Below are 13904 nucleotides of genomic sequence, written 5' to 3' on the forward strand. Positions count from 1 at the left end.
GGGCGCCGATGCAGGAACGCCTCAGGCTGCGCGTTTTCGGGACACCCGCCCAACTCGCCGCGGTCCGGCCCGAGCTGGACGAGCAGTTCCGCCGATGGGCCCCGCGGTGGCGGCCTCCCGCCGATGTCGACCTGCGCCACCACTTCGCCCTCCCGGAGCTCCTCGGCCACGTCCTCGCCCTCGGCAGCCTCGAACGCGACGACGGCGACCGCCCGATCGAGTTCGCGGGATGCGCGACGTCCACCTCCGAAGCGATCACCGCATGCGTCGGCGAGCTGGTCGAACGCGTCGCCGCCCGCCGATGGCGCCCGGACGGCATCCGGGCCACCGCGGCCGAGCTGGCCACCGCAGGGGAACCGGTCCTGGACGTGCCGGGCGTGATCGGCCGCCCCGTCTTCCCCGCGCGATGGCCCTTTCCCGACTACACCCCAGACCGCCCGCTGACCTGGACGCGGGGAACCGCGGTGGACGACGGGCGGCCCGTCTGGATCCCCGAAGCCCTGATCGCCCTCCGTGACGTCCCGCCCGATGGCCGGCTCAGCGAGATCACCACCATTGGCCTCGCCGCCGGGCGGGACCCCACGTCGGCGGTGCGCCATGCCACCGCCGAACTGCTGGAGCGCGACGCCGTGATGCGGGTCTGGGCGGGCGAGGCCCACTTCACGCCGATCGACGGCATCCCGCCGGAGATCGCCGAGGCCCTGGAACGCGACGCCCGGCTAGGCTGGACCACCGAGCCGCTCCAGACCACGGCCCTGACCGGACGACCGGTCGCCGCGGTCCTCACCCGCAGACCCTCCACCTACTCGTTCGGGATCGGTTTCAGCGCCCACGACGACCCGGTCCAGCGGCTGCGGCACGCCCTGGCCGAGGCCGTCCAGGTACGGCTGCTCGCCGCGCTATACGGGAACCGCCGAGTGGACGACGTCACCACGTTCCAGGACCATCTTCTCTACTACTGCAATCCCGACCGCTTCGCCCTGCTCGACCGCCTGACTCACAACGACGGCCGCGTCGCCTCGCCCCCCGCCGCCCCCGACATGTCAGCGGCATGGGTGAGACTCGCCGGAGAAGACGACGGCCCGTCGGTCGTGCGCGTCGTGGCGTCGGGCCTCCACCACATGGAGGTCCGCCCATCCTGCGCCCGCACCCCCTCGCCTCCGTCCGCTCCCACCGGCGACTACCTACCCCACCCCTACCCGTGACGGCACACCGGAGCGCAGATCAATCCCGGTGACGACGAACCGTTCGCTCCGGCGGCGAGCCAGCGACGCCGCCGAAGCCTCGACCGGCGCCATCCCGTATTTCGCGCACTTCTGCAGCTCGAGCTCCACCGGCTGTCCCGCCGACGCACCCCTTCGCCCAGCTCCGGCATCAGCATCGTGGACCACTCCTGAAGCCGCATCCCGGTCAGCACCGCCAACTCCAACGCCGCCCGGCTCCGATGCAGCGCCCACCCGCGAAACCCCCCGCTCACGCTCCCATCCGGCAGCCGCCCGCCAAGCCCCACGTCCCTGAAGTACAGATACTGCTCGACCGTCATGTGCCGGACCTGCATCTCCCGCCGCACTCCGGGCTGCAGCGCACTGCGCCGCCGCGACCCGCCGCCGGTCAGCCGGAACGGGCGCCGCCGAGTCAGGCCCTGATCAAGCAAGTAGCAGGTTGATGAGCACTGAGGGCCCTACGCTCTCCGGACAGCGTTCTGATGGCGACCTACGCGGCCTGCTGTCGGCTCAGGTACTCGGTATGGACCTCCGGTGGGGTCCGGTACACGATCGCCGAGTGAAGCCCATGTCAATTATAGAAGCCTTCGATGTATTGCACGACTGCTCGGCGGGCCTTGGCACGCGCGACAAAGACCATACGGTCGAGCCACTCGTTATTCAGGGCACCGAAGCCCGCACGATCTGGCGTTTTCACCGGTTCCTCACCGCTCCTACTGCGCCCGCTCGGATGAGGGGTAAGCAACCATGGGTGGACGGGTCAATGGGGCTTCCGCCAATTACTTTCGCCAATTCGTTGATCGTTGACTTTGCTCGCCAATGAGCAGTCTTCGCATTTCTCTCCGTTCGGGGCCCGGTAGTACAGGCAACAGCTGCGGCGCCGGAAATCCAGGTCGGCGGAGGTGATCCGCCCGGTCCCGGCCAGGCGGCTGGTGTTCAGCATTTCCTCGGTGAGCCTCACCAGGTCGCCGCGCAGCTCCGGGCGGGCGGCCAGGATCGTGCGGGCCGCCTCGGCCAGGGCCGAGGCGGCGTTGCCGTACAGCAGGCCGGCGGCGACCTTGACGCGCAGGCCTGCCGCCAGGCGGTCCAGATGCCGGACGACGACCGCCTGGTAGAGCGCTTGGGCGAGGCGCCCGTCGTCGGGTGCGCGGTGCCCTTGCGGGGCCGGAAGGCGAAGCCGAGGGCCGCTCTCGGCCTGCTGCAGTTCCTCCAGGTCGAGGACGATGCCGTACGCGACCGCGCAGTACAGGACCGGGGACCACAGGCGGGCCGCATGCCCGAGCTGCGTGATCGAGGCCGCGATCCGCATCTCGGCGGTGCAGTGGCGCAGCGCAGTCGCCTCGACCAGCGTCTGGACGCCGGCGGCGTAGGCGTCGTCGGCCGGTCGCCATCCGGTCTCCGGGCCTCCCACGGCGATCGCGAAGAAGGCTCCCAGCGAGGCGGCCTCGGTCAGCGCGGCCATGACGTCCTCGGGTGGAACACGCGAGAGGTGTGTCATAGAGCGGCTTTCTTTTCGCGGCAGAAGTCCGTGGTCAATACCTCGTGGCGCGCGGGAATCGGCTTCCGTTAAAGCTGGTTTAGTCGTCGCTGCCTGATCGTCGGCCATTCGGCATTCTTTTCATCGGCTCGCCATTTCTGCTGCGGTGTTCTGCTGGGAGGACGGTGATCTGGGGGTGGCCGCTGCGGGGGTGCTCGACGACTTCGGCGTCGACCCGGTAGACATCGGCCAGCAGTTCTGGCGTGAGCACGTCCCCTGGGCGCCCCGTCGCGACGGTACGGCCGGTGTTCAGGACGTGGAGGCGGTCGCAGAACGAGGCGGCCAGGTTGAGGTCGTGCAGGGCGACGACCGCGGTGACGCCGAGGCGGCGGACGAGGTGAAGGGCGTCGATCTGGTGCCGCAGGTCCAGGTGGTTGGTCGGCTCGTCCAGGACCAGGACCCCGGTTCGCTGGGCCAGCGCGCGGGCGATGAGGACGCGCTGCTTCTCACCGCCCGACAGCCGGTCGAAGGGCGCGTCGACCAGGTGCGCTGCCTCCAGTTCCGCCAGCGACCCGGTGATGATCTCGCGGTCGTGGGGGTCGTCGCCTTGGAAGGTGCGTTTGTGCGGGGTGCGGCCCATCGCCACGACGTCATACACGGTCAGCTCGAAGTCACCGGACGTCTCCTGTAGGACGGCGGCCAGATGCCGGGCAAGATGCTTGCCCGGCATGCGCCAGACGTCTTCGCCGTCTAGCAGGACCCGTCCCGAGGTGGGGCGCCGGGCCCGGTAGAAGGTGCGCAGCAGGGTGGATTTTCCGGCGCCGTTGGGGCCGACGAGCCCGACGATCTCCCCTGGCGCCGCTGACAGGGAAACGTCGTCCACCAGGGTCCGGCCGTCGACGACTACCGACACCGCTTCGGCTCGCAGCGTCCCGGCCCTAGGTCCGGCACTCGTCGTGACCGCGTCCATGGTCATCGCACCGCCTTGCGCCGCATCAGGAAGAGGAAGAAGGGGCCGCCGACGAGCGCGGTGAGGATGCCGACGGGGATCTCCTCGGGACTGATCAGGGTTCGCGCCGCCAGGTCGGTGGCGATGAGGAAAGCGGCGCCCAGCAGGGCCGCGGCGGGCAGCGCGCGGCGGTGGTCGGCTCCGACCAGCAGCCGTACCGCGTGGGGCATGATCAGCCCGACGAAGCCGATCGAGCCGCTGACCGCGACGATCGCGCCGATCATCAGGGCGACCAGCGCGAACAGCGCGCCGCGGAAGCGGTGCACGTCCAGTCCGAGCGCGGCGGCGGCCTCCTCCCCGGCCAGCAGCAGGTTGAGGGGACGGGACAGGCCGAGCAGGACCGCCGTGCCCGCGAGGACCACGGCCGCGGGGATCCACAGCACCGTCCAGGTGGTGCCGGCGAGGCCGCCGAGCATCCAGCGCAGGGCCGATTCGGCGGCGCGGGGGTCGTCGGAGGTGAGGACCAGGTAGCTCGCGACCGCCGTGAGCACTTCGGCAGTGGCGACGCCTGCCAGGACCAGGCGGATCGTGGTCATCCGGCCGCCGGAGCGGGCCAGGAAGTACACGAGGACCAAGGCCAGCAACGCGCCGCCGAAGGCTGCCAGCGGCAATGAGAACATCCCGAACCACGCCATCGGGAACACCACCACGAGCACCGCGCCGACCATCGCGCCCGAGGACACGCCCAGCAGCATGGGGTCGGCCAGGGGGTTGCGGACCACGGCCTGCAGAACCATCCCGCAGACCGACAGCCCCGCCCCGACCACCGCGCACAGCAGCACCCGGGGCAGCCGGACGTCCATCACGATCGTCTCGCGGACCGGTGACCAGACCGGTTCGGCCAGCGCGGGATGCACCTGGTGAAGCAGGATGCCCCACACCTGGCCCGGCGGGATCCCCACCGAGCCCGCGGCGATTCCCGCCGTGGCCGCCACCAGCACCAGCGCGCCGAACAGCGCCAGGACCAGCGGATAGGGGAGGCGGCCGCGGGGGGCGGCGGCGACCGCCGCTGGTCCGCCGGAGACGCGGGGCTCGGCGACGCCGGTCATGTGAACCGGTCCGGGTGCAGCTGGCGGGCGAGCGACTCGACCGCGCCGGCCGCCCGGACGCCGGTGACGGTGGACGACAGCGGCAGGACCGCGAACCGCTTGTTCTTGATCGCGGGAACGTGTTTCAGCGCGGGGTTGGACAGCAGGAATTTCTGCTTGGCGCCGGCGGACTGGTCTCCGTAGTCGTAGATGACGATGACCTCGGGCGCCCGTGCGGCCAGTTGCTCGAACGAGACGTCCCCGTACGCCTTGCGCATGTCGGAGAACAGGTTGGTCCCGCCCGCCAGCCGGATGATCTCGTTGCCGATCCCCGCGCCGCCCGCCGTGAAGACGGTCTTGTCGCCGCTGTCGTAGACGGCGACCTTGACCGGCGTCGCGGCGGGAGCGGGTCCGGCGAGCCGGGCCTTGACCCGGTCCAGGACGGCGCGCAGCGAGGCGATGCGCCGCTCGGCCCGGTCCGGCACGCCGAAGATCTCGGCGATGGTCCGGATCTCCTTCTCGACCGTGGCCATGGTCACCGGGCCCTTGGGGCATTCCTCGATGTTGAGATGGGTGTCGATCCCGGCCTTCTTCAGGGCGGCCCGGCTACGGCCCTCCTCGAATGTGCTGGCCCATCCGCCATAGACGAAGTCGGGCTCGGCCGCCAGCAGCGTCTCGTAGGAGGGGTACTCCTTGGACAGCACCTTGACGCGGTCGTAGGCGGCCTGGAACTCCGGCAGGATCCGGTCGTCGAGGTAGCCCGTCCCGACCATCGACTTCTCCAGGCCGAGAGCGAGCATCACCTCGGTCGCGTGCTGGTTCAGCGACACCGCGCGCTTCGGCGGGCGCTGGTAGGTGGTCGTCACCCCGCAGTTGGCCACCGTCGCCGGGAAGCCGGGCGGCGCCGTTTCCGCGCGGTCGGCCGAGGAGCGTCCCGTGTCGCCGCCGCATCCGGCGGCCAGTGCCAGCACGACCGCGACGAGCAGCGTGGGCGCCCATGCCCGCACACGGATACCGGAGCGTACGTCGGCGGCCCGGTGTGCGGTCGCCCGGCGCGGCGCCGGGCATGTCGAGCCTCTGGGCATGCTGCCCTCTCCTCTCTGGGGAGATCCGCCCCAGTCCTGTCGAGGAGGCGACCGCGTGAGTCTCCTGGCTCTCGGGTCGATGCTCGTCCCGGCCTTCCCGCCCGCTCGCGCGGGCAGTGGCGTCGTCGGGATCCGCTCGCCGATCACAGTGGCGGGACCGCGCCGGAATCGCACCGGCTTCCTCGTCCGCCATCGCCTACCCCGCAATGGTGACACAGGACGTAGTTGCAAGGAAGTCGCAATAAATCATGACAACGGGTAGGGAAGTGTCACCTGGCCCGGCCCTTGACCTGGGCGCGCGTGATCTTGACAGCCGCGGGAGCGGGACCGTACCGTCCCCCTGTTCCGCGGTTGTCCGAGGGAAATCCGGTGAGAGGCCGGTGCGGACGCGCCACTGTATCCGGGTCGACGAGCCCGGGAGCCAGGTCACTCGGACCGCCGCGACCTCATCTTTCCGGGACGCGCAAGATTCCCTAACGGAGGTACCACCGTGAATCCGCCCTCGGCTCCGGCCCCCACGTCCTGATGGACGGCGGCCGCCTGAACAACGCCTATCCGTTCACCGCCGTCGTCGGCCTCGACGATCTGAAGCTGGCGCTGCTGCTCAACGCCGTCTCCCCGCGGGTCGGCGGCGTGCTGGTACGCGGCGAGAAGGGGACCGCCAAGTCGACGGTGGTCCGCGCGCTCGCCGCGCAGCTTCCCGCCGTGGACACCGTGGCGGGCTGCCGGTTCGCCTGCGATCCGGCCGCGCCCGATCCGTCCTGCCCGGACGGTCCCCACGACCGGGGCGTCCCGCCGGTGCGGCGGCCGTCCGCGCTGGTGGAGCTGCCGGTCGGCGCGTCGGAGGACCGGGTCGCCGGGTCGCTGGACGTGGAGCGGGCGCTGACCGAGGGTGTCAAGGCGTTCGAGCCGGGCCTGCTCGCGGCGGCGCACCGCGGCGTCCTGTACGTGGACGAGGTGAACCTGCTGCACGACCACCTCGTCGATCTGTTGCTGGACGCGGCCGCGCTCGGCACCTGCTACGTCGAGCGGGAGTCGGTGTCGGTCCGGCACGCGGCGCGGTTCCTGCTCGTCGGGACGATGAACCCGGAGGAGGGCGAGCTGCGCCCGCAGCTGCTCGACCGGTTCGGGCTGACGGTGGAGGTGCGGGCGTCGCGGGTGCCGAAGGAGCGGGCCGAGGTCGTCCGGAGGCGGCTGGCGTTCGACGCCGATCCGGCGGGGTTCGCGGCGCGCTGGGCCGCCGAGGAGTCCGCGCTGGCCGCTCGCATCGCGGCGGCGCGGGAGCGGCTGGCGGGCGTCCGGCTGCCGGACGAGCGGCTGGAGCAGATCGCGGCGGTGTGCGCCGGGTTCGAGGTGGACGGCCTGCGCGCCGACCTCGTCACGGCGAACGCCGCGCTCGCGCACGCCGCCTGGCACGGCCGCGACGAGGTGGCGGCGGACGACGTCCGCGCCGCCGCCCGGCTGGCGTTGCCGCACCGCCGCCGCCGCGACCCGTTCGACGCCCCGGGGCTGGACGAGTCGCTGCTGGACGATCTGCTCGACGACACCTCTCCCGATGACGACCCGCCACCCGGCGGCGACGATGGAGGCACAGGCGATCGGACATCTCCTCCCGAGGGCGGCGCGGACGGATCCGAGCCGCCCGCTCCAGAGGCGGAGGACGGCGAACCGCCCGGGGGCACGGGCGGAGGCGGCGAGCGGGTCGCGTCCGCCGCCGCGCCGCACGCGGTGCCGCTGCTGCAGGTTCCCGGTGTCGGCGACGGCGTCGCGGGACGCCGGTCGCGGTCGCGGACCCCGCGCGGCCGCGTCACCGGAGCACGCCGTCCGGCTGCGAAGGTCCGCGACCCTCACGTGGTGGCGACCATCCTGGCCGCCGCACCGCACCAGCGGGCGCGCGGCCGGTCGGGCGCCGGGCTCGTGCTGCGGCCGGACGATCTGCGCGAGTCCGTCCGGGAGGGCCGCGAAGGCAACCTCGTCCTGTTCGTCGTGGACGCCAGCGGCTCGATGGCCGCGCGCCGTCGCATGACCACGGTGAAGACGGCGGTGCTGAGCCTGCTGCTGGACGCCTACCAGCGCCGAGACAAGATCGGCCTGATCACCTTCCGGGGACGTACGGCCGACCTCGTCCTGCCGCCGACGTCATCGGTCGAGGCGGGCGCGGCCCGGCTGCGCGCGCTGCCGACCGGGGGCCGCACACCGCTGGCCGCCGGGCTGGTCCGGGCGGCGGAGGTGCTGCGCGCCGAGCGGCTGCGCGACCCGGCGCGGCGGGCGCTGCTCGTGATCGTCACCGACGGCCGCGCGACGGCCGAGGGTGACGTGGCGCGGGCCGCCGGGCTGCTCGCGGGGACCGCCGGAATCGTCGTCGACTGCGAGGACGGCCCCGTCCGGCTCGGCCTCGCCGGACGGCTCGCGACGCGGCTCGGGGCACGGCTCGTGCCGCTGGGCGACCTCGACAAGATCGTGCGCGATCAGCGGAAGGCGGCCTGAGATGCCCCAGGGGAAGCCCGCGTCCGTCCCCGACGACGGCCTCACCACGCGGCAGCGCCGCAACCGGCCGCTGCTGATCGTCCACACCGGCCCAGGGAAGGGGAAGTCGACGGCCGCGTTCGGGATGGCACTGCGGGCGTGGAACCAGGGCTGGCCGATCGCGGTGTACCAGTTCGTGAAGTCGGCGAAATGGCGCATAGGTGAGGAACGCGCGCTGCGAGTGCTGGGCGAGAGCGGCGAGGGCGGGCCGGTCGCCTGGCACAAGATGGGCGAAGGCTGGTCGTGGATCCGGCGGCCCGGCGCCGAGGACGACCACGCCGCCAACGCGCGGGAGGGCTGGGAGCAGATCAAGCGCGACCTGGCCGCGGGGACGCACCGCTTCTACGTCCTGGACGAGTTCACCTACCCGCTCAAGTGGGGCTGGCTCGACCTGGACGACGTGGTGGAGGCGCTCACCGCCCGTCCCGGCGACCAGCACGTCGTCATCACCGGACGGGACGCGCCCGACCGGCTCATCGAGGCCGCCGACCTCGTCACGGAGATGGGCAAGGTCCGGCATCCGATGGACACCGGGCAGAAGGGCCAGCGGGGCATCGAGTGGTGACCGCCCGCCGCGTCCCGCGGTCAGGCGGTGGCGTCCCGCGGTCAGGCGGTGGCGTCCCGCGGCTGGTGGTCGCGGCGCCGGCGTCCGGGAGCGGGAAGACGACCGTCGCGACGGGGCTGATCGCGGCGCTGCGGGCCCGCGGCCTGGCGGTGTCCCCGCACAAGGTCGGGCCCGACTACATCGATCCCGGTTACCACGCGCTCGCGGCCGGGCGTCCCGGCCGCAACCTCGACCCCTGGCTCGTCGGCGAGGAGCGGATCGCACCGCTGTTCCTGCACGGCGCCGCCGGGTGCGACGTCGCCGTGGTCGAAGGCGTGATGGGCCTGTTCGACGGGCGCGGCGACACTGGGTTCGCGTCCACGGCCCATGTCGCGCGGCTGCTCGCCGCGCCCGTGGTGCTCGTGGTGGACGCCGCGCGGCAGAGCCGTTCCGTGGCGGCGCTCGTGCACGGCTTCGCGTCGTTCGAGCCGGACGTCCGGGTGGGCGGTGTCGTCCTGAACCGGGTCGGGTCGGACCGGCACGAGGAGCTGTGCCGTGGCGCGCTGGAGGCCGCGGGCGTGCCGGTGCTCGGGGCGATCCGCAGGGACGGCGGGGTCGTCACGCCGTCCCGGCATCTGGGCCTGATCCCGGCGGCCGAACGCGGGACGGAGGCCGTGCGCGCGGTCGACCGGCTCGGCGACCTGGTCGCCCGCGCCTGCGACCTGGACGCCCTGCTGCGGCTCGCCGCCGGCGCTCCCCCGCTGCCGGGCCGGGCCTGGGACCCGTCCGAGCAGGTGGAGACGCTGCCGGGCCGTCCGGTGGTCGCCGTCGCGGGCGGACGGGCGTTCACGTTCTCCTACACCGAGCACGCCGAGCTGCTGCGCGCGGCGGGCGCCGACGTCGCGGTCTTCGACCCGCTGCGCGACGAGACGCTCCCGGACGGCGCCGCCGCGCTCGTCATCGGCGGCGGGTTCCCGGAGGAGCACGCCGCCGAGCTGGCCGCCAACGCGCCGATGCGCGCGGCCGTCGCCGCGTTCCGCGGCCCGATCGCCGCGGAATGCGCGGGCCTGCTCTACCTGTGCGAGGAACTCGACGGACGGGCCATGTGCGGGCGGGTGCCGGGACGGGCGCGGATGACGTCCCGGCTGACGCTCGGATACCGGGACGCGGTCGCGGTGGCGGAATCGCCGCTGACCCGTCCGGGCGAACGGTTCCACGGCCACGAGTTCCACCGGACGGCCCTGACCACCACCGCCGGCCCCCTCTTCCGGTGGAAGGACGCCGCCGACGGGTTCGGCGACGACCGGATCACCGCGTCGTACCTGCATCTGCACTGGGCCGGGCATCCGGAGGCGGCTCAGCGGCTGGTGTCGTCCTCGTCGTCCTCCAGGTCGCCCTCCGCCTTGAGATAGACCTCCTGGAGGCCCTGGAGGACGTCCGGGTCCGGGTGCTCCCACATGCCGCGCTCGGCCGCCTCGAGCAGCCGTTCGGCGATGCCGTGCAGCGCCCACGGGTTGGACTCCGCCATGAACGCGCGGTTCTCCTCGTCCAGGACGTAGGCGGCGGTGAGCCGGTCGTACATCCAGTCGGCCATGACGCCGGTGGTGGCGTCGTAGCCGAACAGGTAGTCGACGGTCGCGGCCAGCTCGAACGCGCCCTTGTAGCCGTGCCGCCGCATCGCCGCCAGCCAGTTCGGGTTGACGACGCGGGCACGGAAGATCCGCGCGGTCTCCTCCGACAGCGTCCGGGTGCGGACCGCGTCCGGGCGGGTGCTGTCGCCGACGTAGGCGGCGGGGTCGCGGCCGGTCAGCGCTCGCACGGTCGCGATCATCCCGCCGTGGTACTGGAAGTAGTCGTCGGAGTCGGCGATGTCGTGCTCGCGGGTGTCGATGTTCTTGGCCGCCACGGCGATCCGCCGGTAGGCGCTCTCCATGTCGGCGCGGGCCGGGACTCCGTCGAGGTCGCGGCCGTAGGCGTGGCCGCCCCACACCGCGTACACCTCGGCGAGGTCGGCGTCGTCGCGCCAGTTGCGGCTGTCGATGAGCGGCAGCAGGCCCGCGCCGTAGGCGCCGGGCGCCGACCCGAAGACGCGGAGGGTGGCGCGCCGGTCGTCGCCGTGCCGCTCCCGGTCGGCCTTGACGTGCGCGCGGACGTAGTTGGCGTCGCCGGGCTCGTCCAGGGCGGCGACGAGCCGGACGGCGTCGTCCAGCATCGCGACGACGTGCGGGAACGCGTCCCGGAAGAACCCGCTGATGCGGACGGTCACATCGATGCGCGGCCGGCCCAGCTCGGCGGGCGGGACCGGCTCCAGCCGGGTGACGCGGCGGGACGCCTCGTCCCACTCCGGGCGGACGCCGAGCAGTGCCAGCACCTCGGCGACGTCGTCGCCCGCCGTGCGCATCGCGCTCGTCCCCCACACCGACAGGCCCACCGAGCGCGGCCATTCGCCGTGGTCGGCTCGGTAGCGCTCCAGCAGCGACTCGGCCATCGCCTGCCCGGTCTCCCAGGCGAGGCGGCTCGGCACGGCGCGCGGGTCCACGGAGTAGAAGTTGCGGCCGGTCGGCAGGACGTTGATCAGGCCGCGCAGCGGCGAGCCGCTCGGCCCGGCGGGGACGTAGCCGCCGTCCAGCGCGTGAAGGACGTGGTCGATCTCGTCGGTCGTGCGGGCCAGGCGCGGGACGACCTCCGTCGCGGCGAACGTCAGCACCCGTGCCACGAGATCACAGCGTTCCGCGGGTACATGCGCGGCGACCCGCGTGACCGCGTCCACCTGCCAGCCGGTGTCCTCCATCGCCTGGACGAGGGAGCGGGCGGCGGCTTCGGCGGCGTCCACGTCGGCGAGCGCCTCGCTGCCGTCCTCGGCGAGGCCGAGCGCCTCGCGCAGACCGGGCAGCGTCTCGCGTCCCGACCACATCTGCCGTGCGCGCAGCATGGCCAGCACCAGGTCGACGCGGGCCGCGCCGGCCGGGGCCTCGCCGAGGACGTGCAGGCCGTCGCGGATCTGCGCGTCCTTCACCTCGCACAGCCAGCCGTCGACGTGCAGGATGAAGTCGTCGAACTCGGCGTCGTGGGGACGGTCGTCCAGGCCGAGGTCGTGGTCGAGTTTCGCGGCCTGGATCAGCGTCCAGATCTGCGCGCGGATCGCGGGCAGCTTCGCCGGGTCCATCGCGGCGATCGTGGCGTGCTCGTCCAGGAGCTGTTCGAGGCGGGCGATGTCGCCGTAGGTCTCGGCGCGGGCCATCGGCGGGACCATGTGGTCCACGAGCACGGCGTGCGCGCGGCGCTTGGCCTGCGTGCCCTCGCCGGGGTCGTTGACGAGGAACGGGTAGATCAGCGGGACGTCGCCGAGCGCCGCGTCGGTGCCGCACGACGCCGACATGCCCGCCGCCTTGCCGGGCAGCCATTCCAGGTTGCCGTGCTTGCCGACGTGCACGATCGCGTGCGCGCCGAACTCGTCCGACAGCCACCGGTAGGCGGCCAGGTAGTGGTGGCTGGGCGGCAGGTCGGGGTCGTGGTAGATCGCGATGGGGTTCTGGCCGAAACCGCGCGGCGGCTGCACCATGACGACGACGTTCCCGGCGCGGAGGGCGGCGAGGACGATGTCGCCGTCCTGGACGAACAGCTCCCCGGGCGGCGGGCCCCAGTGCCGCTCCATCGCGTCCCGGAGGTCTTCCGGGAGGGTGCGGTACCAGCGCTCGTAGGACGCGGCGGAGATCCGGACGGGGTTGCCCGCGAGCTGCTCCTCGGTGAGCCAGTCCTCGTCCTGCCCGCCCGCCGCGATCAGCGCGTGGACGAGCGCGTCCCCGTCCTGGTCCGCGACTCCGGGGAAGCCGTCACCGAGGTCGTGTCCCGCGCCGGCGAGCCGGGACAGGAGCCGGACGGTGCTCGCCGGGGTGTCCAGGCCGACCGCGTTGCCGACGCGGGAATGCTTCGTCGGGTACGCCGACAGCATCACGACCAGGCGGCGCTCGGCGGGCGGGGTGTGCCGCAGGCGGCCGTGCCGGACGGCGATGCCCGCGACCCGCGCCGCTCGCTCGGGGTCGGCGGCGTAGACCGTGAGGCCGTCCTCGCCGGTCTCCTTGAACGAGAACGGGACCGTGATGATCCGTCCGTCGAACTCGGGGATGGCGACCTGCGACGCGGCGTCCAGCGGGGACAGGCCGTCGTCGCTCTCCTCCCAGTCGGCCCGGGGCATGGTGAGGCACAGGCCCTGCAGGATCGGGACGTCCAGCTCGGCGAGGGCGCCGACGTCCCACGCCTCGTCGTCGCCGCCCGCCCCGGCGGTCGCGGGCCGCGACCCGCCCGCCGCGAGCACCGTCACGACGAGCGCGTCCGCTTCGCGCAGCGTGGCCAGCAGGTCCGGCTCCGCGGTGCGCAGCGAGGAGCAGAACACCGGCAGCGCCCGTCCGCCCGCGTCCTCCACGGCGGTGCACAGCGCCTCGACGAACGCGGTGTTACCGGCCATGTGATGGGCGCGGTAGTAGAGCACCCCGACCACGGGGCCCTCGGACGTGCGTGGCTCGCGCTCCAGGCGTCCCCACGTCGGTGTCGGCTGCGGCGGCGCGAACCCTCGGCCGGTCAGCAGCACGGTGTCGGACAGGAAGGCATGCAGCTCGGCCAGGTTCGCGGGCCCGCCGTGCGCGAGATAGGCGTGCGCGTCGGCGCACACGCCTCCGCTCACCGTGGACAGCTCCATCAGCTCGGCGTCGGGCGCCTGCTCCCCGCCGAGCACGACCACCGGCCGCGGGCCCGCCAGCAGCGCGTCCAGCCCGTCCTCCCAAGCGCGCCGCCCGCCGAGCAGCCGGACGACGATCAGATCAGCGCCGTCGACCAGCTCCGGCAGGTCGTCCACAGCGAGCCGTGCGGGATTTCCGAGCCGGTAGGGGGCGCCGGACGCGCGGGCGCTCAGCAGGTCGGTGTCGGACGTCGAGAGCAGCAGGACGGTGCGCTCCTGCGTGGACGTGTCGGCGGACACGGCGGATCCTCCCCCTGGGGTCCTCGCCCCGGTCGCG

General features: G+C 73.1%; 10 protein-coding genes and 2 riboswitches. Of the genes, 4 read left to right on the forward strand and 6 right to left on the reverse strand.

The window, feature by feature from the left end; genetic code table 11:
- The first annotated feature begins 8 nt into the window (after positions 1-8).
- The gene (locus E1287_RS15915; RefSeq protein ID WP_131965720.1) at positions 9-1205 is read left to right on the forward strand and encodes a YcaO-like family protein; all 1197 of its coding nucleotides are present in this window, start codon (positions 9-11) and stop codon (positions 1203-1205) included.
- Here the strand turns inward: E1287_RS15915 and E1287_RS43735 are convergent.
- The 5 genes from E1287_RS43735 to E1287_RS15935 form a co-directional block, all read right to left on the reverse strand.
- The gene (locus E1287_RS43735) at positions 1185-1334 is read right to left on the reverse strand and encodes a hypothetical protein (protein WP_165969023.1); all 150 of its coding nucleotides are present in this window, start codon (positions 1332-1334) and stop codon (positions 1185-1187) included. The two genes, E1287_RS15915 and E1287_RS43735, sit on opposite strands and share 21 nt — an antisense overlap.
- Positions 1335-1983: 649 nt before the next feature.
- On the reverse strand, positions 1984-2721 hold the full coding sequence (locus tag E1287_RS15920; RefSeq protein ID WP_131965721.1) for a (2Fe-2S)-binding protein: 738 nt from the start codon (positions 2719-2721) through the stop codon (positions 1984-1986).
- 79 nt (positions 2722-2800) lie between these two features.
- A complete protein-coding gene (locus E1287_RS15925) occupies positions 2801-3670 on the reverse strand; it encodes an ABC transporter ATP-binding protein (RefSeq protein ID WP_131965751.1) in 870 nt (289 codons plus the stop codon).
- Positions 3671-3672: 2 nt separating this feature from the next.
- Entirely contained in the window at positions 3673-4758 is a 1086-nt protein-coding gene (locus tag E1287_RS15930; protein WP_131965722.1) for an iron ABC transporter permease, read from the reverse strand.
- Complete coding sequence (locus E1287_RS15935) at positions 4755-5822, reverse strand: ABC transporter substrate-binding protein (RefSeq protein ID WP_131965723.1); 1068 nt, start codon at positions 5820-5822, stop codon at positions 4755-4757. Before E1287_RS15935 ends, E1287_RS15930 begins: the two co-directional genes overlap by 4 nt.
- 36 nt (positions 5823-5858) lie before the next feature.
- Positions 5859-6057: riboswitch (cobalamin riboswitch) on the reverse strand.
- A gap of 125 nt (positions 6058-6182) precedes the next feature.
- Positions 6183-6252: riboswitch (cobalamin riboswitch) on the forward strand.
- A gap of 95 nt (positions 6253-6347) precedes the next feature.
- On the opposite strand from E1287_RS15935, the gene E1287_RS15940 reads away from it, so the two are divergent.
- From E1287_RS15940 to E1287_RS15950, 3 genes are all read left to right on the forward strand, one after another.
- A complete protein-coding gene (locus tag E1287_RS15940) occupies positions 6348-8309 on the forward strand; it encodes a VWA domain-containing protein (RefSeq protein WP_207934243.1) in 1962 nt (653 codons plus the stop codon).
- Position 8310: 1 nt separating this feature from the next.
- Positions 8311-8913, forward strand: a complete 603-nt coding sequence (gene cobO / locus E1287_RS15945) for a cob(I)yrinic acid a,c-diamide adenosyltransferase (protein WP_131965724.1) — start codon at positions 8311-8313, stop codon at positions 8911-8913.
- Positions 8914-8975: 62 nt separating this feature from the next.
- On the forward strand, positions 8976-10304 hold the full coding sequence (locus tag E1287_RS15950; protein ID WP_131965753.1) for a cobyrinate a,c-diamide synthase: 1329 nt from the start codon (positions 8976-8978) through the stop codon (positions 10302-10304).
- Here E1287_RS15950 and cobN read toward each other — a convergent pair.
- Positions 10250-13867 (reverse strand): cobaltochelatase subunit CobN, encoded by a 3618-nt coding sequence (cobN, locus tag E1287_RS15955; protein WP_131965725.1) that lies wholly within the window; start codon positions 13865-13867, stop codon positions 10250-10252. The two genes, E1287_RS15950 and cobN, sit on opposite strands and share 55 nt — an antisense overlap.
- Positions 13868-13904: the final 37 nt, after the last annotated feature.

The organism is Actinomadura sp. KC06 (assembly GCF_004348735.1).
Taxonomy (GTDB): domain Bacteria; phylum Actinomycetota; class Actinomycetes; order Streptosporangiales; family Streptosporangiaceae; genus Spirillospora.